Source organism: Rossellomorea marisflavi (genome assembly GCF_009806575.1).
In the GTDB taxonomy this organism is placed as follows: Bacteria; Bacillota; Bacilli; order Bacillales; family Bacillaceae_B; genus Rossellomorea; species Rossellomorea marisflavi_A.
On record NZ_CP047095.1, the window covers coordinates 3157808 to 3184420 of the forward strand.

General features: G+C 50.3%; 21 protein-coding genes and 1 other annotated feature. Of the genes, 8 read left to right on the forward strand and 13 right to left on the reverse strand.

Going from position 1 to position 26613, the window contains the following annotated elements:
• Positions 1-103 precede the first annotated feature (103 nt).
• Positions 104-901, forward strand: a complete 798-nt coding sequence (locus D5E69_RS16430) for an NAD kinase (protein ID WP_048007459.1) — start codon at positions 104-106, stop codon at positions 899-901.
• A 67-nt stretch (positions 902-968) separates the two neighbouring features.
• Here D5E69_RS16430 and rarD read toward each other — a convergent pair whose 3' ends face one another.
• The 6 genes from rarD to D5E69_RS16460 form a co-directional block, all read right to left on the reverse strand.
• A complete protein-coding gene (rarD, locus tag D5E69_RS16435) occupies positions 969-1883 on the reverse strand; it encodes an EamA family transporter RarD (RefSeq protein WP_159129923.1) in 915 nt (304 codons plus the stop codon).
• Positions 1884-1955: 72 nt separating this feature from the next.
• Positions 1956-3557, reverse strand: coding sequence for an amidohydrolase (locus tag D5E69_RS16440; RefSeq protein WP_159129924.1), 1602 nt, complete (start codon positions 3555-3557; stop codon positions 1956-1958).
• A gap of 130 nt (positions 3558-3687) precedes the next feature.
• Entirely contained in the window at positions 3688-5268 is a 1581-nt protein-coding gene (mbcS, locus tag D5E69_RS16445; RefSeq protein WP_159129925.1) for an acyl-CoA synthetase MbcS, read from the reverse strand.
• Between the two features lie 133 nt (positions 5269-5401).
• Positions 5402-5605 (reverse strand): alpha/beta-type small acid-soluble spore protein, encoded by a 204-nt coding sequence (locus D5E69_RS16450; RefSeq protein ID WP_048007455.1) that lies wholly within the window; start codon positions 5603-5605, stop codon positions 5402-5404.
• A 90-nt stretch (positions 5606-5695) separates the two neighbouring features.
• The gene (thiI, locus tag D5E69_RS16455) at positions 5696-6901 is read right to left on the reverse strand and encodes a tRNA uracil 4-sulfurtransferase ThiI (protein WP_159129926.1); all 1206 of its coding nucleotides are present in this window, start codon (positions 6899-6901) and stop codon (positions 5696-5698) included.
• Complete coding sequence (locus D5E69_RS16460; protein WP_048007453.1) at positions 6898-8049, reverse strand: cysteine desulfurase family protein; 1152 nt, start codon at positions 8047-8049, stop codon at positions 6898-6900. Before D5E69_RS16460 ends, thiI begins: the two co-directional genes overlap by 4 nt.
• Positions 8050-8332: 283 nt before the next feature.
• On the opposite strand from D5E69_RS16460, the gene brnQ reads away from it, so the two are divergent.
• The gene (gene brnQ / locus D5E69_RS16465; RefSeq protein WP_048007452.1) at positions 8333-9670 is read left to right on the forward strand and encodes a branched-chain amino acid transport system II carrier protein; all 1338 of its coding nucleotides are present in this window, start codon (positions 8333-8335) and stop codon (positions 9668-9670) included.
• Between the two features lie 194 nt (positions 9671-9864).
• Here the strand turns inward: brnQ and ezrA are convergent, their stop codons facing one another.
• Complete coding sequence (gene ezrA, locus D5E69_RS16470) at positions 9865-11556, reverse strand: septation ring formation regulator EzrA (RefSeq protein ID WP_249931506.1); 1692 nt, start codon at positions 11554-11556, stop codon at positions 9865-9867.
• 219 nt (positions 11557-11775) lie between these two features.
• On the opposite strand from ezrA, the gene hisJ reads away from it, so the two are divergent.
• Complete coding sequence (gene hisJ / locus D5E69_RS16475; RefSeq protein ID WP_148795646.1) at positions 11776-12573, forward strand: histidinol-phosphatase HisJ; 798 nt, start codon at positions 11776-11778, stop codon at positions 12571-12573.
• Between the two features lie 3 nt (positions 12574-12576).
• Here the strand turns inward: hisJ and refZ are convergent, their stop codons facing one another.
• Positions 12577-13221: a forespore capture DNA-binding protein RefZ gene (gene refZ, locus D5E69_RS16480; protein WP_048007449.1), complete on the reverse strand. Its 645-nt coding sequence runs from the start codon at positions 13219-13221 to the stop codon at positions 12577-12579.
• Between the two features lie 241 nt (positions 13222-13462).
• On the opposite strand from refZ, the gene D5E69_RS16485 reads away from it, so the two are divergent.
• Positions 13463-13948, forward strand: coding sequence for a GAF domain-containing protein (locus D5E69_RS16485; protein ID WP_048007448.1), 486 nt, complete (start codon positions 13463-13465; stop codon positions 13946-13948).
• A 45-nt stretch (positions 13949-13993) separates the two neighbouring features.
• Here the strand turns inward: D5E69_RS16485 and megL are convergent, their stop codons facing one another.
• A complete protein-coding gene (gene megL, locus D5E69_RS16490) occupies positions 13994-15181 on the reverse strand; it encodes a methionine gamma-lyase (RefSeq protein ID WP_048007447.1) in 1188 nt (395 codons plus the stop codon).
• 232 nt (positions 15182-15413) lie between these two features.
• Positions 15414-17216 carry a sensor domain-containing diguanylate cyclase gene (locus tag D5E69_RS16495; protein ID WP_048007446.1) on the reverse strand — a complete coding sequence of 601 codons (1803 nt, stop codon included), beginning with the start codon at positions 17214-17216 and terminating at the stop codon, positions 15414-15416.
• 541 nt (positions 17217-17757) lie between these two features.
• On the opposite strand from D5E69_RS16495, the gene rpsD reads away from it, so the two are divergent.
• On the forward strand, positions 17758-18360 hold the full coding sequence (gene rpsD / locus D5E69_RS16500) for a 30S ribosomal protein S4 (protein WP_048007445.1): 603 nt from the start codon (positions 17758-17760) through the stop codon (positions 18358-18360).
• Between the two features lie 116 nt (positions 18361-18476).
• Here the strand turns inward: rpsD and D5E69_RS16505 are convergent, their stop codons facing one another.
• Entirely contained in the window at positions 18477-18716 is a 240-nt protein-coding gene (locus D5E69_RS16505; RefSeq protein ID WP_048007444.1) for a hypothetical protein, read from the reverse strand.
• 404 nt (positions 18717-19120) lie between these two features.
• Between D5E69_RS16505 and D5E69_RS16510 the strand changes: the two genes are divergently transcribed.
• Positions 19121-19309 carry a hypothetical protein gene (locus D5E69_RS16510; RefSeq protein ID WP_048007443.1) on the forward strand — a complete coding sequence of 63 codons (189 nt, stop codon included), beginning with the start codon at positions 19121-19123 and terminating at the stop codon, positions 19307-19309.
• A gap of 65 nt (positions 19310-19374) precedes the next feature.
• Here the strand turns inward: D5E69_RS16510 and tyrS are convergent, their stop codons facing one another.
• Entirely contained in the window at positions 19375-20637 is a 1263-nt protein-coding gene (gene tyrS, locus D5E69_RS16515; RefSeq protein ID WP_048007442.1) for a tyrosine--tRNA ligase, read from the reverse strand.
• Positions 20638-20689: 52 nt separating this feature from the next.
• Positions 20690-20902 (reverse strand) — a binding site (T-box leader).
• A 145-nt stretch (positions 20903-21047) separates the two neighbouring features.
• Between tyrS and D5E69_RS16520 the strand changes: the two genes are divergently transcribed.
• Positions 21048-23978 carry a transglycosylase domain-containing protein gene (locus D5E69_RS16520; protein ID WP_048014846.1) on the forward strand — a complete coding sequence of 977 codons (2931 nt, stop codon included), beginning with the start codon at positions 21048-21050 and terminating at the stop codon, positions 23976-23978.
• A 43-nt stretch (positions 23979-24021) separates the two neighbouring features.
• Here D5E69_RS16520 and acsA read toward each other — a convergent pair whose 3' ends face one another.
• Positions 24022-25740 (reverse strand): acetate--CoA ligase, encoded by a 1719-nt coding sequence (gene acsA / locus D5E69_RS16525; protein WP_159129928.1) that lies wholly within the window; start codon positions 25738-25740, stop codon positions 24022-24024.
• A gap of 240 nt (positions 25741-25980) precedes the next feature.
• Here acsA and D5E69_RS16530 point away from each other — a divergent pair, with 240 nt between their 5' ends.
• On the forward strand, positions 25981-26613 hold the full coding sequence (locus D5E69_RS16530) for a GNAT family N-acetyltransferase (protein WP_048007439.1): 633 nt from the start codon (positions 25981-25983) through the stop codon (positions 26611-26613).

Genomic DNA, 26613 nt, shown 5'->3' on the forward strand with positions numbered 1-26613 from the left:
TCATTCTACATATAAAACATGGTAGAATATTCACTAAGTAAGATTCTAGCAAATTTTTAATCAAATGGGAAAACTTAACCTACTTCGACAGGGGGCATTTCACATGAATCGTCGCAATATTTATTTCTATCACCTGAAAGATGCAGCACTCGGGGCGAAGCTGGATTCTCTCTATGAGCTCGCACGCCGCTATGATTTCACCATCGTCAATCGTCACGAAGATGCGAGTATCATCGTGAGCATCGGTGGCGACGGTACGTTCCTTCAGGCCGTCAGGAAGACCGGTTTCCGTCAGGACTGCCTGTACGCCGGCATATCCACCGGCGGTACGCTGAGCATGTACTGTGATTTCCATATCGATGATACGTCCAAGATGATCGAGGCGATGACCAAGGAACAGATCGAGGTCAGGAAGTACCCGACCATCGAAGTGACCGTGGATCATCAAACCTCATTCCTGTGTCTGAATGAGTTCAGTATCCGGTCCGGCATCATCAAGACGTTCGTGATGGACGTATTCATCGACGACAACCATTTTGAGACGTTCAGAGGAGACGGAATGGTCATTGCCACTCCGACGGGCAGCACAGCCTACAATAAATCCGTCAATGGAGCGGTCGTCGATCCGATGATCCCCTGTCTTCAGGTGAGTGAGATGGCTTCACTGAACAATAACCGGTACCGTACATTGGGCTCTTCATTCATCCTCAGCCAGGAACGCCGACTTGTCCTGAAGATCGTCCAGGACGGGAATGATTATCCTGCCATGGGCATGGACAATGAAGCCCTTGGCATCCAGCATGTCGAAACCATCGAGGCGAAGCTGAGCGGAAACATCATCAAGACCGTCAAGCTGAAGGATAATTCTTTCTGGGAAAAGGTGAAGCGTTCATTCCTGTAGGAGGATAAAAGAAAACCCGGATACGCCGGAAGGGAGGGTCGCTCCCTTTCAGGCATTCCGGGTTTTTCTATGCGCTCAGCCGGGCATCTTTACGCCTTTTCCTGGCAAGCTGAAGCCGCGATGCCGTCAACACCGCCAATGCGAGCCAGATGAAGCAAAAGGCAATGGCATGGACAGTTGAAAACGGCTCATGATACATCCACACGCCGAGGATCAACGTGATGGTCGGGGCGATATACTGCAGGAATCCCACCATGTAAAGGGGGATCTGCTGGGCCCCGCGTGAGAAGAACAAGAGCGGGATCGCCGTCGCAGCACCTGCCCCGATCAGGAGCAGGTCCGTCCCTGTACCAGTATGGAAGAGTGCCAATGACCCATCCTGATACAAGAACAGGAGATAAATGATCGAAACGGGCGCAATCGTCATGGTTTCCAAGGTCAGGCCAATAGATGATTCAACTTGTATCAGCTTTTTGGCCAGCCCATATAAGCCGAACGAAAACGCCAGCCCGAACGCGATCCATGGGAAATCCCCGTAGGACAACGTGAGGACGAGCACGCCCGCCGCGGCTAAACCGAATGACAGGACCTGTGCTTTGGAGAGCTTCTCCTTGAGGATGAAGACCCCCAATAGAATGCTCACCAGGGGATTGATATAGTAACCGAGGCTTGCTTCCACCATCTGATCTGTATTGACGGCCCATATGTAGATGAACCAGTTCACACTGATCAATAAAGAAGCGACAAGGAGCGCAAGAACCTGCTTCTTCTTCGTCAACGACGTTTTCAGATAGGCCGTGAACCCTTTGAACCTTCTTGTGACCAAGAGGAACAGCAGCATGAACCAGAATGCCCAGAAGATGCGATTTGCCAGGATTTCATCGGCTGGGACATCCCCGAGCCACTTCCAATAGATCGGGAGGATCCCCCATAATAGATACGACAACGCGGTATACACAATCCCCGTCTGACTTGACTTCATTTTGTTACCCCCAGACTATTTCAATGACCGAAATAACTCCATTATAGCCATGGGGGTGACCAGGGGCAATCATTATTTTTTCCTATCTCTGTCAAAGACGATGTCCTCATCGACGACGGTCATCGCCACCACTTGTTTCAGGAGCACTTCGGGGCCACCAGTGAAGGGATCTTCGCTTAAAATCGTGAAGTCTGCATCATAGCCTTCCTTGATGAGACCGCGGTCGGCTTCGTGGTGACACGCGAATGCACTGCCTTTTGTAAATAGGGAAATCCCTTCATACATGCTCAATACCTGCTCGGGTCCATAAACCGTATGATCGGGATCAACGGGATTGGTCCGTGTTACAGCCGCATGGATACCGAGAAAGGGATTAACCGGCTCGATCGGGGCATCCGACCCGCCTGCGCAGTGGATTCCTTCTTCAAGGAGCGTCTTCCATGCATAGTTATACTTCATCCGGTCTTTTCCGATCCGGTCGATCACCCAAGGAAAATCAGATGCGACAAAACGGGGTTGGATGTCCAGGATCAAATCCAGTCCCTTGATCTTCTCGATCAATTCTTGGCGGAGGATCTGGGCATGGATCAATCGATCGCGCCTCCCCTTCACCGTAGGCTCTTTCGTGATGGCATCCACTACCTGTTCAAACGCCTGATCCCCGATTGTATGGACGGCGATCGGTAAATCATAGGATCTTGCCTTCGCTACGAGGGCCTGCAAGTTTTCCTCCGTATGGATGCTCACTCCGCTGGTGCTTTCATCATCGGCGTACGGATGGCTGAGGAGTGCCGTCCTCCCGCCAAGGGCGCCATCGGCAAAGATCTTCATGGCTCCGAATTCCACATAAGGTCCTCCCTCGAGGAATTGATGCCCTTCATCATGCCAGTCTTCGATGACGGCATGATGGACGAGGAGATGGGCCCTGAACTTCTTAGCGCCATTGCCGAGCGTATTCACAAACGCCTGATACGTTTTGTTAAAATCTCCGTAATAACTCAAATCTTCTGTGTGACCGCCTGTAAGGCCGTTTTCCCAGCAGCTTTGAACCCCTTTTGCGAGCGCTTCTTCGAGATACGCCAGTGAAATGGCAGGCAGGATCCCCGTCACGATATCCTGTGCCGTATCCTTCAGCACTCCGTTGACACGTCCATCCTCGTATCGGTCGATCAGTCCCCCTTCGGGATCTTCCGATGCGTCGGTGATGCCTGCTTTTTCAAGGGCCAATGTGTTGACGACGATCGCATGGCGGCATATCCGTTTCAGGAGCACAGGGTGTCCGGCTGCTACTTGATCGATTTCATCTTTGGTGATGACGCTTGGATCCTCCCAAAGATTTTCATTCCACCCTTCCCCGATGATCCAGTCTCCTTCCGGGGTATGGGCGGACTTTTCCTTCACTGCCTTCAGTACCTGTTCCTTGCTGGTCATCTCGGAAAGGTCCAGCCTCATCAATGTCTCTCCATGTCCGATAAGATGCATGTGGCTATCCACAAACCCCGGGAACATGATCTTGCCTTCAAGGTCCATATTCCGGTCCACTGGATATCGCTCCCTTAGGGCAGCTTCGCTGCCAAGGGCCTTCACTTTGCCATCTTCCGTCCATACCGCCTCGACAGTCTGACCTTCTGCCTGCATCGTATAGATTGTTCCGTTCGTCCATAATGTTCCCATCGTGGTTGTTCCCTTCTTTCCAAAAAATTCTGTATCTACTGTACCATAAAAGTGCAAAAATCAGAAAGAACTGACATTCGCTCATGATGACGAAAAAAAGAAGCCGCTATGGACTCCCTTTTTTGGCTCCTCAATTTTGTGCGGCGAGCTCTTTTTGTCGGAGTTCGATCCTCCTGATCTTGCCTGAAGTCGTCTTCGGCAATTCGTCGACGAATTGAATCTTTCGTGGATACTTGTAAGGAGCCGTCAGTTCTTTGACATGTTCCTGAAGGGAAGGGATGAGAGCCGAATCTTCCTGGTCCACATCGTCTCTCAGGACGATGAAAGCCTTGACGACCAGCCCCCTGATCTCATCAGGGCTCCCGACCACGGCGCATTCCTTCACGGAAGGGTGCTTCACCAGGGCGTCTTCCACTTCAAATGGCCCGATCGTGTATCCTGAAGAAATGATGATGTCATCGCTCCTCCCTTCGAACCAGAAGTACCCATCTTCATCCCGTTTGGCTTTATCCCCGGTGATGTAGTAATCTCCGCGGAATTGCATGGCCGTCCTTTCGGGATCTTTGTAGTAGTTCTTGAAAAGGGCCGGGGTCTCAAGGTGAACGGCAATGTCTCCCACTTCCCCGGTTTCACACGGCTTCCCGAATTCATCGATGATTTCAACCCGGTTCCCAGGCGTCGGTTTCCCCATTGATCCGGGACGCAGTTCCATTCCCTTGGTTACCCCGACAAGAAGGGTATTTTCCGTCTGCCCGTAACCATCCCTCACGAGGACGTCAAAATGCTTCTGGAACGCGTCGATGACTTCCCGGTTCAACGGTTCACCGGCTGACACCGCACTGTGAAGGGAATCAAGATGATAGGAACCGAGGTCATCCACCTTCGCCATCAGCCTGTATTCCGTTGGGGTACAGCAGAGGACGTTCACCCGATGATCTTGAAGGATCTTCAAATAGGTATGCGGCTCGAATTTCCCCTGATAAACGAGCCCTGTCGCTCCGGACCCAAGCACGGAAAGGAACGGGCTCCAGATCCATTTTTGCCAACCTGGCCCCGCCGTGGCCCATACGACATCCCCTTCCTCGATACCCAACCATTCCTTTGCAGCGGTCTTCAGATGGGCGTAGGCCCAGCCGTGTGTATGTACGACCCCTTTGGGATTACCAGTCGTCCCTGATGTATAGGAAAGAAATGCCATGTCATCACGGCGTGTATCAGCGAAACGAAGCTCGTCCGAAGCGCTTTTGGCTTCTTCTTCAAGATCTATCCAGCCTTCCTGCCCCCCGCCGACAACAAATCTCTTTACATCCTTTATACCTTCAACGCCTTCAAACTGACTGATAAACGGGGAATACGCAACAATCCCTTTTACATCCCCGTGATCGATGCGGTATCCGAGATCTTTCGCCCTTAACATTTCCGAGCTCGGGATCACCACCAGACCAGCTTTCAAGGCAGCAAGATAAACAGCATACGCTTCGATCAACCTTGGCACCATGACGAGAAGCACATCGCCTTTTGTAAATCCCTCTTCAATGAAAACGTTTCCATATTTATTCGCCACTTTAATCAGATCATAATAGCTGATCTGCTTTTCGTTTCCTTGTTCGTCCATCCACAGGAGGGCTTTCGCTCCATCTTTTGCAGCGAAGCGTTCGACTTCCTCTACCAGATTGTATGTTTCCGGTGCTATAAGTTCTTCCCTTTTCATCGTGGTTCCCCCTTTTTTTTACATGGCCCACTCCATTATACAAAATGTTTTAACTTTTTTAAATATTCTTTTTTCTGATCCCAAAAAGAAAGGAGCGGGGCAATGCCCGCTCCATTGTAGCCATTGTATTCAATTATTTTTGGTAACCGCCGATTTGTTGTTCAGCCATTTGAACCAAACGCTTAGTGATTTCACCACCTACTGAACCGTTAGCGCGGGCAGTTGCATCTCCACCAAGTTGAACTCCGAATTCAGAAGCGATTTCGTATTTCATTTGGTCGATAGCTTGTTGAGCTCCAGGAGCTACTAGTTGGTTAGAACTTCTGTTGTTTGCCATGTGTTTTCACCTCCTCGTTGCTTGTTGAGTATAGAATGTGCGAAAACACATGGCTTCATGCAAGGGATGTCTTTGGTAAATGTTCCTAACTCAGAGAAGGTCGTCGAAGCTTTCTTCCTTATGGGAAGAACCGTCGATCTGCATGATTTCCGTTTTTTCGACCGCTTCGCGGATGAGCTCATCGAAGTTGACAAAGCTTTCGTAGTACTGGACCTTTTCACGCTTCGGTCTGGTTTTCGGAGCAGGAGGCGTAAAGATCGTACAGCAGTCTTCATATGGAAGGATCGAGATATCATGCGTATCGATCTTCTGGGCAATCTCTATGATTTCCAGTTTATCCATGGCAATCAACGGTCGAAGGACCGGGGTATTCGTCACATCGTTGATCGCCTGCATGCTCTCGAGTGTCTGACTGGCTACCTGCCCTAGACTTTCACCCGTCACGATGGCAAGCCCTTCATGTTTTTCCCTGATCATGTCTGTGATCCTGAGCATCATTCGCCGTGTTGAGGTCATGGTGTAATTTTCAGGCACTTGATCATGAATCAGCTGCTGGATTGCCGTGAACGGGACAATATGCAGATTCACCTTCCCGCTGAATGCCGACAGCTTTTTCGAAAGATCGATGACCTTCTGCTTTGCCCTTTCACTGGTGAAAGGGGGGCTGTGGAAATGGACGGCATCGATCTCCACGCCACGTTTCATCGTCAGATAACCGGCAACTGGGCTATCAATGCCCCCTGAAAGCATGAGCATCGCCTTTCCACTCGCCCCCACCGGCATGCCTGTCGCACCCGGGTAGATTTCGGATGAAAGGTAAACCCCTTCCTTCCTTACTTCCACATTCAGTTTAATATCGGGATTACGGACATCGACGGTCAAGTCCTCCATATTTTTCAGGATGTACGACCCGATCTGATAGTTCAATTCGTTCGTATCAAGGTGGAAGGTCTTATCTCCCCGTCTTGCCGATACCTTGAACGTTTTTCCGGGTTCAAAGCTTTTTTTCACAAGCGCGAGGCCCGCTTCCATCATTTCATCCACATCCCTGCCCGTCATGACAACCGGGCTGAATGACTGGATGCCGAAGATCGAGGATAGCCTTGTGATCACGTCATCCCCGTCCGCTTCCCCAAGCAGGATGTGAAGGCGATCCCTGCTTGCATTGACTGATATGGAAGGCTGATCCTTTAGGGCCTCCAGGATATTTCCCCTCAGTTGGGACGTGAATTTCTTGCGATTTCTTCCTTTAGTAGAAATTTCACCGTATCTAACTAGAATTCGATTATACTTCATCGTGATCTCCTCATCGTTTTTGTTAATGACTGGATTTCCCTCTCCAGTGTTTCCAGGAACGTCCGTGCTTCCTGCATGGTCGTATGGAAGGACAGGCTCACCCTGAGGGAGCTGTTGGCGCGCACGTCCGATACGCCCATGGCAAGGAGCGTTTCGCTCGGCTTATGCTGTCTGGATGAACAGGCACTCGTGGTGGAAAGATAAATCCCGTGCCGATCGAGTGAATGGACCATCACTTCCCCCTTGAACCCTTCGATGGAGAAGTTCAGGATATGGGGAGCTGAGTTGATTTCAGGCGTATGGACCGTCACATAGGGGAGTTTGGATAACCCTTTTCTTAAGTAGCCTTTGATTTCCTCCATGTGCGGAAGGGATTCTTCCCTTTCCTTCAAATGCATGCGAAGAGCCTTGGCAAAGGCCGCGATCCCCCCTGTGTTTTCGGTCCCGCTCCTGAGGCTTCCTTCCTGTTCACCACCGGATAGTAGGGGGGAAAGACGCACCCCGCTCCGGACATAGAGGACTCCCGTTCCCTTGATTCCGTGAATCTTATGGGAGGAAAGGCTGCACATGTCCACTCCCGCAGCGTGCAGATCCAACGGTATTTTCCCGCATGCCTGTACGGCATCCACATGGAACAGGGTTTTCGGTCGCTCATTGAGCAATGCACCGATTTCCCGGATCGGCTGGATCGTCCCGACCTCGTTATTGACATGCATGATACTGACGAGGATGGTATCATCCGTGAGCGCAGCGGCGATTTCCCGGGGATCAACCCGTCCGTCCTCATCAACGCCCACATAGGTGATGCGGAACCCGAACGCTTCAAGGTCTTCTACAGCCTTTTTCACGGAGGGATGTTCGATGCGGGAGGTGATGATATGCCTCCCCCGGTTCTTGTATTGCATGGCCGTCCCCTTGACGGCCAGATTATTCGACTCGGTCCCTCCCGATGTGAAGAAGACTTCTGATCCTTCAACGCCAAGGAGGTCCGCTACCTGCTCCCGTGAACGTTTGATGAGGTCATCCGCCTTCCCACCGAACGAATGGATCGAAGATGGATTTGCATACAGCGTTTCGTTCACCTTCATGAACGTGTCGAGTACTTCTTTATATGGTTTCGTTGTGGCACTATTATCTAAATAGATCAACTATCTCACCTGCTTATGGATTGGCTCACATTTCAATTTTTAATCTTACCATACCTGCAAGGATTCCCAAATAAGAAGCACACTTTTTTATTGTTCATGAATTTTTAATATACTTTCCAAATTTATTCATTGAAATATAACTGAATTTTTGCGAGAATCATGTAAGTAAGTGACAGGTCATACTATTTGAATATACTAAATTGTTTGATTATTTCGTTATTGAACGCACTTATCCCTTCTTACCAACACAATCAACAAGCATGAATGAAACGGAGGAAAGTATATGAATAAGAAAGCGCTTCCATTTAGTGGTGTAATGGCAATAGGCTTGATGCTGTTCGCACTCTTTTTCGGAGCCGGGAATATGATATTCCCTCCATTTTTAGGCCAGCAGGCCGGTGATCACGTATGGACGGCCATCCTGGGATTCTTGATAACAGGGGTGGGGCTTCCTCTTCTGGGCGTCATCGCAATTGCCAAATCCGGCGGCGACCTTCAGTCCCTTGCGAGCAGGGTACATCCCGTTTTCGGCGTCGCCTTCACCGTCATCCTATATTTAGCCATCGGTCCCTTCTTTGGAATACCACGGACCGGGACGGTGACCTATGAAATAAGCGTTCTGCCGTTCTTACCGGAAGGATTGACCGATAGCCGGATGCCGATGATCATCTTCTCGCTCATCTTCTTCTCCTTGACCGCTTGGCTCAGTCTGAATCCGTCCAAGCTGGTCGACCGGATCGGGAAGATTTTGACTCCTTCACTACTGATCATCCTTGCCGTCCTAGTCGTAAAGAGTATCGTCACGCCGATGGGGAAACTTGGTACACCAATGGAAGCCTATCAGAACGGTCCGCTTTTCAAAGGATTCATCGAAGGGTATCTGACAATGGATACCATTGCGGCACTCGTCTTCGGAATCGTGGTCATCAACTCCATTAAAGACCATGGAATCACCTCCAAGGCCAGTATTTCGGCCATCACCATGAAAGCCGGCGTGATTGCGGCTACAGGTCTTGCCCTCGTCTACCTGTCCCTCAGCTATATCGGGGCAAGTGGGACCGATGCCATTGGGCAACAGGCAAATGGCGGCGCACTCCTTGCCGCAGCATCCGAAGAACTGCTGGGGTCGTTCGGGATCATCGTCCTTGGCCTGGCCATCCTTTTTGCCTGTCTGACGACATCGATCGGACTGGTATCGGCGAGTGCGCAGTATTTTTCCAAACTGCTTCCGATCCCTTACAAAGCTTTGGTGTTCATCATTTCATTGTTCAGTATGATCATTTCCAACATCGGATTGACGCAGCTGATTTCCATATCCGTTCCGGTGCTGATTTTCATTTATCCAATGGCTATCGTATTGATCATTCTTTCGTTCTTCCACAATCTGTTCAGAGGGTATCGCCCCGTGTATATCACGGCGCTGACATTGACCGCCTTCGTCAGTTTGTTCGACGGCCTGAAAGAAGCCGGAATCGAAGTGACAGCCGTCAGGGACTGGCTCGCCTTCCTTCCCCTCTACGCAGAAGGGATCGGCTGGATCACCCCGGCAATCTTCGGGGCCTTGATCGGCTTCTTGATCTCATTGATTATCGGAACGAGCAAACGATTGATTCAAGCGTAATCGTGACACGGCCCGCCCCGGCATCATCGGGGCGGGCTTTTTGCTGCTGTTTGAGGAGGCACCTGTGAGTATCGTATTGTCCCTCTTATATCCCGCGATCCGACCGTTACGAACCCATGAATGAGTCTTATGTAGACAGCATAAAAAAAAGCAGCCCCCTCGCCCGTATTCACGGTGAAGGGGGACTGCTTCTTTTATTTCGTTTCAAGCATCTTCTCGATCTTCTTCAGCGCACCCGGCTCCACCTTTTCCAAGGTGGTGGCCGCTTCTTCCAGCGCCCTCCGGTATTCATACTGCCTGAATGCTTCCTCGGCGTTCCTGAGGCCGTCATGGACGGATGAATAGCGGCTGCGGTAGCGATTCCCGTACTGGATCACCCGTTCAGAGAGGATGACATCTTCGATGAGTTCATCGGTCTTCTTATAGAAATGGTCCACGGTGTCTTCTGCTGCAAGCAATGTTTCCTGAACAAATTTCATATTCAGCGGTTTCTCTGTGAGACTGACATTCACCTGCTCAATTTTATTATGGACTTCATCAAGAAGATCTTTGTATCCTTGCGGGAGCCCCGGCGCGTTGCTTTTGGAAATCATGCGGCTCGCTTCAGCCACCTTTTTCTTCAGCTCCTGGATTTTTTCCCTGGTGGCAAGCTCATCTTTCCTCATCGTTTGAAGATAAAGATTGAATTCTTCCTGCTCCCTGTTCAGTTCGTCCAGACTGCTCCGGATATCTTTCAGTTCATCACTCAGATTGGAGTACGGGGCACCCTGCCCTTCTTCCTTCTTCATGATCTGTTCATGTCGTTTGGAAAGCTGGATGATCTTGTGTTCCAGATCCTTGGGGATCGTGAGTGCTTCGTCCCGCAGATGGTACGCCTGCTGGACAATCCTGAGCTCAGCCTGGATGTCTTCATTCTCTTCCTTGGCCTTGATGAGACTCTCCGTCGTGGCATCTTTGTACTGCCCGATGAAATGCTTGGCGTGTACTTCCTTTTCCAGGATATCGTAGAACGATTCAATCGTTTCCTTCATTTCCTTCAGGCCGTCTTCCACGCCTTCCACCTTCAGTTCCCCGAGGTCGGTGACGTGGGACGCAAGGGATGCCTTCAATGCGGCGGCCTTCTCTTCGACCTCCACGTGATCAAGGATATACCCTTCTTCCTTCATCCCCTCATATCCTGCTTCAAGCTCCGAAATCTGGACCGGCAGGACGTTTTCACACTCTGTGAGCAGTTTCGGGATGGCCTCCATCTTATAGGCGGTTTCCCTCATTTTCTCAGAGAGTCCAAGGACCATCTCACGTGCTTCGATATAGTTCCCCTGTTCGGTCAATTCCTCGAATCGTTCGATCTGCTTGCCCATCTCATCCAGGATGGTTTCGATCGGTTTAGCCGTGGAACCATATGTATGGCGATAAGCGAGAAGCTGCTTCTTGCTTTTGCGGTATTCTTCCTGAAGCGTCTGGATCTCTTCCCTGTTCTTCTCCTCACTGCCGATCAGTTCATCGAGTTCCTTCAGGATCGTCTCGATCTTTGCTTCGGTACCGGTGAGGATCTCATGGATACGGGAAAGGGTGGCTTTTGTTTTGTTGAACCGGAACTTATCCGTATGCTCCTCTGCATCGAATAGAAGTTCTTCCACTTCAGGGAGCTGCACGGCTACGATCTCATCCCAACCCTGTCTCCAGCGTTCGAATAATTCCTCGGTCTGCCCGGTCATGTTCAGTTGTTTGACTTTGGAAAGTTCATCCGAGACAGGACGATTCATGATATCGATCTTCCAGGATTCGTAGCGATCGACCTCTGCATAATATTTCTTCCTGACAAAGAATCCCGTCAGGAAGACAATCAATACTAGTAGTATTCCACCGATGATGTACTGCATCATAAGCCCCCTGTTCAACTATTCAGTAACATTTATCTAAAGTTAAGTTTCGTAAAATTTATCTCATTGCTATAATGATACCATGTTAACGACATTTTTTGACTATTAAATTCGAATTTTACTCGATAAAAAGTCATAATCGGCAGTTTTTCCGTCGAATGGACGATTTTTCGCCATATGACGGGCAAAATCTTAGCCGATTAAGGAATAGGAGGCTTGTCCATGTTCAAACGGGATGGTCATATCCATACCCCATTCTGTCCGCACGGAAGCAAGGATGCCATGGAAGAATATGTCGAAAGACTCATCACACTCGGATACACCCACGCCACGTTCACAGAGCACGCTCCCCTTCCCAGGGACTTCATCGATCCTGCGCCGGAAAGGGACAGCGCTATGCATGTCGGGCAGATGGAAGACTATCTGAATGAAATCGACCGTTTAAAACGGAAATATGGTGACCGCATCGTGATTTTTGCTGGCCTCGAGGTGGATTATATTGAGGGATATGAAGCAGGGACAAAAGAGCTGCTGGAGAAATACGGTCCATCCCTCGACGACTGCATCCTCTCGGTTCACTTCTTGAAGAAAGACGGGGTTTGGTACTGCCTGGACTATAGTGAGGAGATCTTCGGCAGGATGACGGAAGCATACGGCGGAGTCGATGCGGTCCATGAAGAGTATTACAGAGCCGTCCTTTCTTCCATCCATTCGGACCTCGGTCTCTATAAACCGAAGCGGATCGGTCATATGACACTCGCGAACAAATTCCAGAAGCTCTACCCGACGACCCGATCCTTTTCCAAGGATATTTTAGGCATCCTGCAGGCCATTCTCACTAACGGAATGGAACTTGATTATAACGGGGCCGGTATAATCAAGCCGCACTGCGGCGAATCCTATCCGCCCGAACCGGTCATCCGGCAGGCATATGGGATGGGAATCCCCATCGTATACGGATCTGATGCCCATACGGTCAGCGGCCTTGATCAAGGAAGGAGCCGGATGACGTTCCTCTGAATCTCAGACGAGCATCTCTTTTTCAAACGGTTCGTTCCTTTGTTCTACGAGCATCAGCCTGATCCACTGATCGATCTGCTGATAGTAATGGTCCACAAAATAGAATTCCTGGGGAAAAAGCTGCCATACCTCCCTCAGCTGTTGGCTGTTGAGAAACGGGAAGGTCAGCATCGACTTCAGCTGAATGATGAGGAAATTCACCGGCTGCTTCTTGAAAGAGTGATCCATCATCCCCTTTTCAAACAGGCACTTCAAGTAGAAGCGCTCCTTCATCAGATAGGAAGCGATGATTTCCCTTACGACCTGGGAGTCGATGGACACTTCCCTCCAGATGAACCGGGTAAGCTGATGGTTCTCACTCTGAAACTTCAGGAGTTTGTAGACGGCACGTTTCAGGCACACTTCTGCATCGATGTACGGGAGGGCCGCTGCCTCCTCCTCCAAAAAGCGGAGATAGGGTTCAAAGAAGTGCGTGAAGCAGGCTTCAAGAAGCCCCTGTTTCCCTTTAAAATAATAGGAGATCGTCGCCGGGTTGACATCGGCCTTGCCGGCGATATCCCTGACAGACGTTCCATCGAATCCATGGTCATTGAATAATGAAACAGCAGCAGCAAAAATCGCGTCTTTTGTACTTATGAGCTTCTTCATTCGAATCCCTCGTTTCGTTTGATTGGCCGGTAGAGAACGGAATGGATTGAAGATTTCTTGGAAATATGCTAAAACTGATTCAATACGTTCGTGAGGTTCCCGTTCGGGGGACCTGCAGCGTTACAACATGTATTCGTCCATCGCGGCCGATTCCCTCCTTTTACTTATCGACATAATCCATCGGGTGAAGGGGAAACAGGGTGTTGACGGATCAATTTGTGTAGAATAGGGGGAGTTTGTGTTGTTTAAAGTAGAAAAATATGAGGATTCAAAAGATAAAGGGTACACACTCGTCACCAAGCAGCTGAGTGCGCTGCTTGAAGGAGAGCCGAATGTCATCGCGAACCTCAGCAACGCTTCTGCGTTGTTGAATCAATTCCTCGACCGCACCAATTGGGTAGGCTTCTATCTCTATGAAGAAGAAAGCAATGAACTCGTCCTGGGGCCGTTCCAGGGGCTGCCGGCATGTGTGCGCATCCCACTGGGCAAAGGCGTATGCGGCACGGCCGCATCGGAACGGAAGACGATGCTCGTCGAGGATGTCCATGCATTTCCCGGCCATATTGCCTGCGATGCTGCTTCACAATCAGAGATTGTCGTGCCGATCGTGAAGGGTGACAAGCTGATCGGCGTCCTCGATATCGACAGCCCTGAAAAAGCCCGATTCGACGAAGAAGATCAACATTATCTTGAACGCTTTGTGGAAGAGCTTGTGCGTCACGTTTGATAGGATAGAAAAAAGGAGGGAGCCGATCCGGCTGCCCTCCTTTCTTTATTTCCCAATCCGATTCAGTGCGTTCTCAAGGTCCTCCCAGATATCTTCATAGGCTTCCAGTCCTACCGAAAGCCTGAGGAGCGTATCGGTGATCCCCATCTTCATGCGCATTTCTTCCGGTACCACGGCGTGCGTCATCGTTGCCGGATGCTGGATGAGGGATTCGGCATCACCGAGGCTCACGGCTATTTTGATCATCTTCAGCTCATCCATGAGCCTCTGCGCGTCTTCCTTGCCTCCCTTGATGGTAAACGAAATCATCCCACCCGGCTTTTTCATCTGCTTGGTCATGATGTGATGCTGTGGATGTTCCACCTGCCCCGGGAAGATGACCGTTTCCACCAGTGGATGGTGCTTAAGTTGCTCCGCCACTTTTGAAGCACTCTCACAGTGGCGGTCCATCCTCACAGCCAGGGTCTTCAATCCCCGCAGCAGGAGCCACGCATCGAAGGGGGAGATGATGCCGCCGATATCCTTTTGGGTGGTCATGCGGATCGTTGACATCCGTTCCTGATTCCCCACGACGATCCCTGCTATCACATCCCCATGACCCCCTATATATTTGGTGGCGCTGTGGATGACCAGATCACAGCCAAATTCAAGGGGACGCTGAAGGTATGGCGAGCAAAAGGTATTGTCCACCACCACCGGAATTCCTTTTTCCTTTGCAATTGTTGAAACAAGCTCCAAATCGATAAGCTGCATCGTAGGGTTGATCGGCGTCTCTACGTAGATGCATGTCGTCCGGTCCGTGAGCTTCGAGCGGATTTCCTCCTCCGTGTCCATCGGGGAAAAATCATGGCTTATCCCAAATTTCTCTTCCATCAGCTCCAAAAGACCGAACGTGCACCCATATACCCCTTGCGAGCACACGATATGGTCGCCTGCCTTCGTCAATGAAAACAGCACAGCCGAAACCGCCGCCATCCCTGAACCGAATGCAAGCGCCGCTTCTCCTCCCTCCAAGGAAGCCATCCGCTCCTCGAGAATCGAAACCGTCGGATTCCCGAGTCTTGAATATATATATCCTTCCTCATCCCCTGCAAAGCGCCTTTCCCCCTGCTTTGCTGTTTGGAATGTATAGGTGGATGTCTGATAAAGCGGCGGAGCAAGACTGTCCGAATGCTCCACCGAAGAATAACCTTCATGAATGACCCTGGTCTCAAATCGTTTGCGTTCTTTCATTTCTCTCTATCCCTCCTCTGTCTATACTTCTAGAATATGCGAAAACACATTAAAAAGAAAGCGTTTACATTAATGTGTTAAAGGAAGCATCTCGCCCTGATTTTGACCCCTGACCGTCCCTGCCGGAATGATCCCACCGTACCCGGGGCTTACCAAGATGTCCTTCCCCCTACTGCTCCGTCAGCGATACACCTCACACATACGAAAAAGCCCGCCGGAGTTCCGGCGGGTACTATGCATACGTGGTTCGATCTTCAAGGACCACTTGGTTCTTGCCATTATTCTTGGCAATATAAAGTGCTTCATCCGCCCGCTTCACGAGCTTCTCCACCGTGACCGCAGAACGTTTGCGATGCCACGAGGCCACTCCGCAAGAAAGGGTCACCCTGGGGGAGGTCTTTTCAGAGATCCCTTCGACAAGGGCCCTTCCGATCAAAGCACCGATCGATTGTCCGACACAAGGAAGATAGACGGCCAGTTCTTCGCCGCCCCACCGGGCAACATATCCGCTTTCACCCACCACTTCCTTCATCAGATCCGCCACCTGGACGAGCACTTCATCACCAACCTGGTGACCGAACCGGTCATTGACGGATTTGAAATCATCGATATCGACAAGAAGCAGGGTGCCGTGGTCATCCTGTTCCATGGACGCATCCATCTTTTCTCCAAGATAGGCCCTGGCATAAAGATTGGTCATCTGATCGGTGATGACCAGCTCCTCCAATTTCTCCCGAAGCCTTGCATTCGTGATGGCAAGGGTGGAATGATGGATGAAGGATTGAAACAGCTTATACATATCGAATGAGAAGCGATAGGCCTCCCGGTGAAGGACGAGGCAGAAGCCAAGGAGGCTTCCATCATGCAGCATCGGAACCGCCATCAGGGAAGAAAAGGGTTCTCCATCACTCACCTGTTCGTTCATCTCGCCGATGAAGATGGCTTCCCTGCTTTGCTTCATCCTCTCCTGCACAAATTCCACATACTGCTTTCCGGAGGGAAGCCCGAACAGATCCGAGCTCTCCTCCGCGACTGTCACGGCTCCGTCCTCGAAAAGGACAAAGCCGATATGTTCCGTCTGGAAGGATCTCTCCACCTGCTTCCTCAAAAACTGGAGGGTGTCGGACATCCTCAGGTTCAAGTTCAACTGGTGGGAGGTCTCGTTGATCAGCTGAAGATCGGAAATGACTTTCCTGGATTGTTCGTAAAGTTTGGCATTCTCGAGGGCGCTTCCCGCCGTATAAGCAAGGAGCCTTACAAATTCGATTTTATGATCGGTCAGCACCGATACAGGATTGAGCTTCACTTCGAGTACCCCATAGATCCCTTGAGTCCCTTTCAGGGGTGCATAGAGGACCTGCTCACCCCAGCATTTCATTTCCCCGCTGACAAATACATGCATGGAGGCCTCATTCGCTTTGTCCAAATCAAAATGACGGATCGAATGGGCTTCATTCCCAACGGGATCGTTCGCCAGGAGCAGCGTGAATACATCCTGGGGGAAAACGCGCTTCAGGGTCTCCATCGTCACAGCAAGGAGCTTCCTTACATCCCGGGTGGAGTGGAAAATCTCCGTCACGTTGAATAGTTCCCTGTATCTGCGTTCATCTTCATGCACCGTCTGAATCGCACGGGTATGAAGCAGGAAGCGATTGCTCACCTCCCATATCTGCTTCAGCTGGGCGGGCTCCACTTCTTCACCACCGCTCCAAAAGAGCAGCGAGCTGCCGCTACCCTGATGGTCAGCAAACGCGAACCCCTCAAGGATTCCCTCATGTGCCCCTTCATAGCGAATCAAGAAAGGATCCAGATACCGGATTTCCTCTTCCCGGATCGAGGGGGGAACGTCCCCTGTCTCCCCGGAACCATATAATAGATAGGCGTCATCCGAATGGATATACAGATATACTTTCTTGCAGTCCCAGGACTCTTTCATGATTCTGAGCCATCCTTCTATATAAGTGGATGGTTCCCCATCATAGATCAAGTCGAAAAGATTCGATTTATACGTTAATATTACTTCATTGTCAGTCATTTTTCCCCTCACCCACACCAAAGGTTTGTCTTATACAACAGCTGCAACAGCCGGTAGTGGCAATGGCAACGACGCTGGCGGCCCTTGATCCCTTACTCCGCCGCCAGGCACACTTCCCGGCATCAGATAACTAAAAAATCAGAAAACAATACCCATTAGCCTCTCCGAAAACGAAGGGGCCGATCGGAAGATGCTTTACCATCTTCCCCTTTGTGGACGACGTTCGTACTTTTCTATAAACGTCATTATAGCATAGTAAGTGACTTATGGACTAGATTGATCTTCAGGTATGATGGGTTTTTGGATAGGTCCAAATCCCTCCTTGACTTCTGGCACTCCGCATCATATAATATTCTTTGTGTAAAATAATGCAGCTTCAGTGAAGTCCCTTATGACCGTATTTTGTTCCTCTTACCACGAGGTGTATCTCGTAACCCGCTGCTGCTAGGGCGAAGGTACATGAAAACAAAATGCACATATTGGCTGTTCACAGGTGTTTTTATTTTACAACAAAATAAAAACAATAAAGGAGGAGTCATTCATGGCTCGATATACTGGCCCAAGCTGGAAACTATCCCGTCGTCTTGGAATCTCTCTAAGCGGAACGGGTAAAGAACTAGAAAAGCGTCCTTACGCTCCAGGACAACATGGTCCTAACCAACGTAAAAAAATCTCTGAGTATGGTCTTCAACTTCAAGAGAAACAAAAACTTCGTCACATGTACGGAGTAACTGAGCGTCAATTCCGCAACTTGTTCGATCAAGCTGGCAAACTACAAGGTAAGCACGGTGAAAACTTCATGGCGCTACTTGAGTGCCGTCTTGATAACGTTGTGTACCGTCTTGGTCTTGCCCGTACTCGTCGTCAAGCTCGTCAGCTTGTCAACCACGGTCACGTAACAGTGAACGGTTCACGCGTAGATATCCCATCTTTCCGCGTACTACCAGGACAAGTCATCTCAGTTCGTGAAAAATCACGCAACCTTGACATCATCAAAGAAGCGATGGAAGTGAACAGCTTTGTTCCTGAATTCCTTACTTTCGATGCTGACAAGCTTGAAGGTACATTCACACGCGTTCCTGAGCGTTCTGAACTACCAGCTGAAATCAATGAAGCTCTTATCGTTGAGTTCTACTCTCGTTAATGAGCAAAAAGAGTCCCTTGGAATGTTGTTTTCAACGTTTCAGGGGATTTTTTCTGTTTGGAAAACGTCACCGGACGAGAATCCCATTGTCCCCTAGTCTAGTGTTATGCAAATAATCACCTCTTCCAGCACGCTTCCGCTATCCTATGCATCCCCACTACCGGATCCCTCTTCTCCACCATGGCTGACAGCTCATGATCAACTTCCGGTTCTTCAGCGCCTCCATTTCCGCCATCCCCTGCAACCCTGAGCCTCGCGCACATATCATCAATCTTCTTTTCCTTCTTCACAATCTTTACGATCTTTAAGTTCTTCTTTATGTTTCCATCTTCATTCCATTTCTCTTTCACATCCATTTCATAAGTCTTTCACATCCATTTCACAAGGCGTTTCAATAGGATACAGCGTTGAGATCTGTAAGGAAGAAAACAAATCCTGCTCCGCCATCTTTTCCGTGCAACGCCATCGATCATCATGTCTTCATTCTTCCATATGCCCATGCCCCATCCACCTGATCTCCTATCTTATATATAGGTTCTGCCTGCAAGAAAGGGTACCCCCTTAGAAATCTTCCGGCTGGGGAAGCAGATCCTCAATGCGCTGATGACATCCCTCTCTAGTGAGAGCACATGAGAACGATCGATGCCTCACTCCATTCCCCTCCTCTCGATTGGCATGTATGCTAAAATGAAATCAGGTAATTTCAGTAAAAAACGCTGCAGGATGAGGGTAATGACTCGTCCGTATAGGAGGTGATGCAATGACCCTATGGCTTTGTTTAGGGCTTATCGCCCTTTCGACGGTGTTGGGTTCTGTCATGAACGACAAAAAACTCAACGCACGCCAGAAGAAACGCACGGCAATCTGGATGATCGGCTCGTCCGTCTCATTGGCCGCCGCACTGGCAATCGTTGAATATAGCGATACGATCGCGGCATGGCTGTCGTAACGTCGGATGACGCAAAAAGGACTTCCCATCCCGGGAAGTCCTTCTTCATATTAACTTTCGTTCATTCACACATATTGGATACGGAAGTATTTCTTCTTCCCTCTCCGGATGATGGTGAATTTGTTTTCAATTTTGTCCTCTGCCCCCATGACGTGCTGAAGGTCCGTCGTGCGTTCACCGTTGATGTAGATCGCTCCATTGCCGACATCTTCGCGTGCCTGGCGTTTAGATGGGGAGATCTTCGCATCGACGAGGAGGTCGACAAGGCCGATCTCGTCAGAAGCTGAAGCTTCGACCGTCGGTACGTCCTTGAAGCCTTCAAGGATTTCATCCGCAGATAGGGATTTGATATCTCCACTGAACAATGCCGCCGAGATCCGGATGGCCTGGGCAAGGGCCTCTTCGCCGTGGATCATCTTCGTCATTTCTTCACCGAGGGCTTTTTGGGCTTTACGCAGATGAGGCTCTGATTCAACGGACTGAGCAAGTGCATCAATCTCCTCATGGGAGAGGAAGGTGAAGTACTTCAGGTATTTCACCACATCGGCATCCGCCGTGTTGATCCAGAACTGGTAGAACTCGTACGGTGACGTCTTTTTCGGATCGAGCCAGATCGCACCGCTTTCGGTTTTACCGAATTTCGTTCCGTCTGCTTTCGTTACAAGCGGGATCGTGAATCCAAACGCCTTCGTTTCCTCTTCATGCGTTTTACGGATCATTTCAAGACCGGTCGTGATATTCCCCCACTGGTCGCTCCCTCCGATCTGAAGCTTGCAGTTGTAGTGATCGTACAGGTGATTGAAGTCCATCGCCTGAAGGATCGTGTAGGTGAATTCCGTGAACGAAATCCCGGATTCAAGACGGGATGAGATCGTGTCTTTGGCAAGCATGTAGTTGATGCCGACATTCTTCCCGAAGTCTCGAAGGAAGGTCACGACATCCATGGACCCGATCCAATCATAGTTATTCACCATCACGGCTCCGTTTTCACCTTCGAAGTCGAAGATGCTTTCAAGCTGAACCTTGATGCTCGCTACATTTCCCTGGATCGCTTCAACGGTCTGCAGCTTCCGTTCTTCGCTTTTCCCGCTCGGATCCCCGATGAGGCCCGTTGCCCCACCGACAAGCACGAGGGGACGATGACCCGCATTCTGGAAGCGGCGCAGGGTCAGGAACGGCAGAAGATGACCGATATGCATGCTGTCTGCCGTCGGATCGATCCCGCAGTAGATCGAGATGCTTTCCTTCTCCAATTGTTTCTCCAGTCCTTCTGCATCCGTCTGCTGGTACGTGATGCCCCTCCAGTCCAAATCCTTCAATAATTCCATTTTTCCATTCCTCCTTATCGTTTAGCGCATAAAAAAAGCCCCTGCACAAATATGCAGGGACGCTGTTCGCGCGGTACCACCCAAATTAAGGACAAGCTGTCCTTCACTCTTTTGAAATAACGGCTCTTACCGTTTGCTGCTACTTGGGTTCACAACAAAAGCTCCGGGAGGTAATTCGTCTGCGTGCCGTGCCGATTTTCACCACCCATCGGCTCTCTGGCTGTTACGGAAAACACAAACTACTCGTTCCCATCATTGCCTAACATTTTTCATTCACTCTATATGGTTTTTATCATATTCCGCCCGAATAGTCAACGACTCCCCCTTCAGCCGTCAGACTTTTTTCCACTTTTTCCGACCGCATTCACCCTATTATGCTATAATGGGAATGTTCTGGAGGGGATGAATAAATGAACGAAAAATGGAAATTATTTCTCGACAAAATAGATCCTATACTGAAGCCTTTCCGAAGTCCGACATTCCAAAAGCGGACCCGGATTACATATGGAGTGCTGTGGAACCTGCTGCTGATCATCATGGTCACGGCCGTCCTCGGTTTTGCCTTCGCCGGTGGAGTCGGGGCCGGCTACTTTGCCTCCCTGGTCAAAGATGAGCCTCTGCGTCCCTATGAAGAAATGAAAGATGATATCTATAACTATGAAGAAACCTCCCAGCTCTACTTTGCCGATGATGTGTATCTCGGAAAGCTCCGCACCGACCTCGAGCGTGAAGAAGTGAAGCTGAAGGATGTATCGGTGGACTTGCAGCATGCCGTCATCGCAACGGAGGATGAGTACTTCGAAGAGCATGACGGAGTGGTACCGAAAGCCATCGTGCGGGCAGTCATGCAGGAATTCACCAATTCCTCCACCCAATCAGGCGGAAGCACACTCACCCAGCAGCTCATCAAAAACCAGATCCTCACGAATGAAGTGTCCTTCGAACGGAAGGCAAAAGAAATCCTCCTTGCCATGAGGCTGGAGCGATTCTTCGACAAAGAAGAGATCTTGGAGGCCTACCTCAATATGGCCACTCTTGGCCGGAATTCATCAGGTCAGAATATTGCCGGCGTCGAGACTGCTGCCGAGGGGATCTTCGGTGTGAAAGCAAAAGATCTTTCCCTTCCGCAAGCCGCCTTCATCGCAGGGCTTCCACAAGCGCCCTTCACCTACACGCCCTATACCAATCGGGGTGAGCTGAAGGAAGACCTGGAAGCTGGATTGAAGCGAAAAAACACCGTGCTGTTCCGGATGCATCGCGAAGGGTACATTACAAAGAAGCAATATGATGAAGCGGTCGCCTACGACTTGAAGAAGGATTTCATCAAGAAGAAAAAATCTCCACAGGAAAAGTATCCTTGGCTCATGGCCGAACTGGAAGAGCGCTCCATCGAGATCTTGACAGAAGTCCTTGCCGAAAAGGACGGCTATTCTAAAGAAGACCTGGAAAATAGCGATAAGCTGACGAAGGAATACAAAATCCAGGCTGACCGCAAGATCCGCTCCGGTGGATACAAGATCCACTCGACGATCAACAAAAAGATTTACGATCAGATGCAAAAAACGAAAGACGAGTACAATATGTACGGGATCACCAAAACAAAAACCGTGACCAATGAAGAGACCGGAAAAGAAGAAACCGTGGAAGAACCCGTTCAGGTCGGTGCCATCATGATCGAGAACAAGAGCGGACGGATCATCAGTTTCGTGGGTGGAAGGGACTTCAAACTGGAGCAGACCAACCACGCCACCCATTCCCATCGTTCCAACGGTTCGACGATGAAACCTCTCCTCTCTTACGCACCTGCCCTTGAATATGGAACGATTTCGCCAGGGACACCGATCCCTGATGTGGAATTCTCCGCTGCAAGCGGTAGCGGAGCAGCCTGGTCACCGAAGAACTACTCCTTCAATGAGAAGGGGCTGTATCCGGCACGCTACGCCCTTGCCGAATCCTTGAATATCTCGGCTGCACGGAATTACATCAATATCTATGACCGCGATCCGTTCAATCAATTCCTGATGAAAATGGGCTTCGATTCCCTTACAAAACGGGATAATAACCTTGCCCTTACCCTGGGAGCAGCTTCTCAGGGAGTAACGGTGGAAGAAAACGTCAATGCCTACACCACCTTCGCAAACGGTGGAAAGTTCGTTGATGCGTATATGATTGAGAAAATCGAGGATTCCGATGGAAAAACGGTTTATGAACATAAGTCGAAACCGGTCGACGTCTTCAGCCCTCAGACCGCCTATCTGACTTTGGATATGATGAGGGATACACTGGATTACAGCCTTGGGACAGGACGCTACGCCAAGCAGTTCCTGAATTTCTCCTCCGACTGGGCAGGAAAATCGGGCACAAGTCAGGATTACCATGATTCATGGTTCGTTGCATCCAATCCGAGCATCACATTCGGTACCTGGTTTGGATATGATCAGCCTTCTCCACTGAAGACACCTGATTCCGATGCCATCTATGGCCATTATGGACAGCGTACGATCCGCCTTTGGGCCCGACTGCTGAATGACACGAGGGACCTTGATCCGAAACTGATCGATCCCGATGAGTCATTCAAGGAACCGGACGGGATCGTAAGACGTTCGTACTGCTCGATCTCAGGCATGCTTCCTTCCGAGGCATGCAGCAAAGCCGGTCTGGTGAAGACCGATCTGTTCAATGCCAAATATGTGCCGACGAAGACCGATGACAGCCTCGTGATGAGCAAGTACGTCGTCGCAGGTGGCAAGAAGTATATGGCCTTACCGGAAACGCCTGACGAGTTCGCCGAACAGGGGGTCATCCTGAATCCCGACTTCGTCAAGAGGATCTTCGGCAAGGTACCAGGGGATGCCAGCAAGCTCATCCCAGACGGAGACGCACGCTTCAAGAACGTCCTCGTCGCCGAGAATAAACTGTCTGATGATGGTCAGGCCCCTGGAGGAGTAAAAGCCTCCGCAGGCGGCAGCTCCGTTTCCTGGACATCGTCCGGAAGCAGTGATGTGGTCGGCTACCGCGTATACAGTTCATCAGGTAAGAAGGTGGCAAGCGTCAAGTCCGGGGGCTCTTTATCGGCAAGCGTAGGAAATGGTTCTTACTACGTCGTTGCTGTGGATGTGGCAGGAAAAGAGTCCAAGCCATCCAACACGGTCCAGATCGGCAGTTCGAAGCCGAAGGCAAAACCGACGAACGCAAAACCGGAAGAGAAAAAGCCGGAAAAACCGGATGAACCGAAAAAGCCGGAGGAGACAGATGATGGTCAATCAGACGATTCCTCTGATCCGCCGGCTGAAGAAAAACCAGATCCCCCTGCCGAACCCGATAAGCCGGCAGAAGAATAAAGAAAGGCCCCCTCATCCGAGATGAGGGGGCCTTTCTTCGCTATCAATCTTCCATCGTACTCAGGTCACCAGTCGGGAGATCGAGCTCCCATGCTTTCAGGACGCGCCTCATGATCTTACCGCTCCTGGTCTTCGGAAGCTTATCCCGGAACTCGATTTCACGGGGTGCTGCGTGGGCAGCGAGTCCTTTTTTGACGAAGGTGCGGATTTCTTCCTTCAGCTCATCACTGATCTCATACCCGTCGCGGAGGGCGATGAACGCCTTGATGATTTCCCCGCGGACCGGATCGGGCTTCCCGATCACGCCGGCTTCTGCGACTGCCGGATGCTCAACGAGTTTGCTCTCCACTTCAAACGGACCGACGCGCTCACCCGACGTCATGATCACATCATCGACACGGCCCTGGAACCAGAAGTATCCTTCTTCATCCATGTAGGCGGAGTCCCCCGATACATACCAGTCACCCGGCATGAAGTAGGAATCATATTTCTGCGGGTTATTCCAGATCTGGCGCATCATGGACGGCCAGCCTTTTTTGATGGCAAGATTCCCCATCCGGTTCGGCGGCAGTTCGTTCCCCTGATCATCGACGATTGCAGCCTTCACACCAGGGAACGGCTTGCCCATGGACCCCGGCTTGACTTCGATGCTCGGGTAGTTGCAGATGAGCTGCCCGCCCGTTTCCGTCATCCACCACGTGTCATGGATACGAAGATTGAACACCTTCATCCCCCAGCGCACCACTTCCGGATTCAGGGGTTCCCCGACGCTCAGGATATGACGGAGGGAGCCAAGATCGAATTGCTTCACGATCTCATCCCCTGCCCCCATGAGCATGCGGAATGCAGTCGGGGCGCTGTACCATACGGTGACACCGTAGTCTTCAATCGTTTTATACCAATGCTCGGGTTTGAAGCGGCCACCGACGATGACATTCGAGGCGCCGGCGAGCCACGGACCGAAGATTCCGTACGATGTCCCTGTCACCCACCCGGGATCTGCGGTGCACCAGTACACATCTTCCTCCTGAAGGTCGAGGACCCATTTCGATGTCTGATAGTGCTGGAGCATGGCATTATGGACATGAAGCACGCCTTTCGGTTTCCCGGTTGAACCCGACGTATAGTGAAGGATCAATCCATCCTCCCTGTCCACCCACTCGACAGATAGCTTCTTCGAGGCATCCTTGAACTTCGCCATGAAGTCGATGTGCACAGCATCTTCCTTGACCCCATCCCCGATGAGGAATACATGTTTCAATTGGGGCAGTTGATCTACAGGCACCCGCTCCAGGAGCTCCGGAGTGGTGACAAGCACCTTGGCTCCGCTGTCCTCGAGACGATCCCTGACCGCTCCTTCCATGAAGGCTTCGAATAATGGACCGACAATGGCACCGAGCTTGATGGCGCCAAGGATGCTGAAATAAAGTTCAGGTGACCGTGGCATGAAGATGAACACCCGGTCCCCCTTTTCTACATCCCCGAAGTTCTTCAGTACATTCGCTGCCTGGTTGGACAGCTTTTTCATATCGGCAAACGTATATTTTTCATTCCGCTCAGGGTCCCGGTAGTACAGGGCCACCTTATTTTTACGGTGGGTCTCCGCATGACGGTCGATGGCTTCATGAGCCAAATTGACCCGGCCGGTTTCTGACCATGAAAATTCCTTCTCTACCTCTTTCCAGTCAAATGATTCATATGCTTGATCATAATCTGCGAGATTATAATCCCCCTTCGTTACTGGTAGCGCTTCCACTTTCATCGACATATCCCCCTTGTGAATGAAATGACATTTCCATTATAGTATAAATATAATATATTCTCAATTTTTTAAAAAATGAGACTAGAGAAGAATGAAGGAAAGATGACGGCAAACGTTGATCTGGCGAGCTTCTTAAAATATTCCAGAATAACGATTGGTGATAGAATGATAGAAAAGTCATGAAAGCGCTATCTCTTTCATGTATACTGGTACTGAGGAAATTCAATAGGTGGTGGCCACATGGAATTAAAAATGACCTATAATGCAACAGAACTTAAGACAACCAAAGGCAGGATCGTCGTCGAGGGACCCATCTCGTCCGAAGAGCTGGCCAAACTCGATTTCCATGAAGACCTGACGGCATTCAGGCCTGCTCCGCAGCAGCATAAAGCCCTGATCGAAATCGCCCAGCTCCCGGAAGGAAGGATCATCATCGCACGGGATGAGAACCAGATTGTGGGCTATGTTACATATCTCTACCCGGATCCCCTGGAGCGCTGGTCGCAGGGAAAGATGAAGAATCTCATCGAGCTCGGTGCGATTGAAGTGATCCCGAAGTTCCGCGGGGCATCCGTCGGCAAGACCCTCCTGAAGGTATCCATGATGGATGACCATATGGAGGATTTCATCATCATCACAACCGAATATTATTGGCACTGGGACCTGAAGGGGACGGGTCTCAATGTGTGGGAATACCGGAAAGTGATGGAGAAGATGATGAACGCAGGAGGTTTGGAATATTTCGCGACGGATGACCCGGAGATCAGCTCCCATCCCGCGAACTGCCTCATGGCGCGTATCGGGGAGCGCGTGGACCCCGACTCCATCCAACAGTTCGATCAGCTCCGATTCATGAATCGTTTTATGTACTAG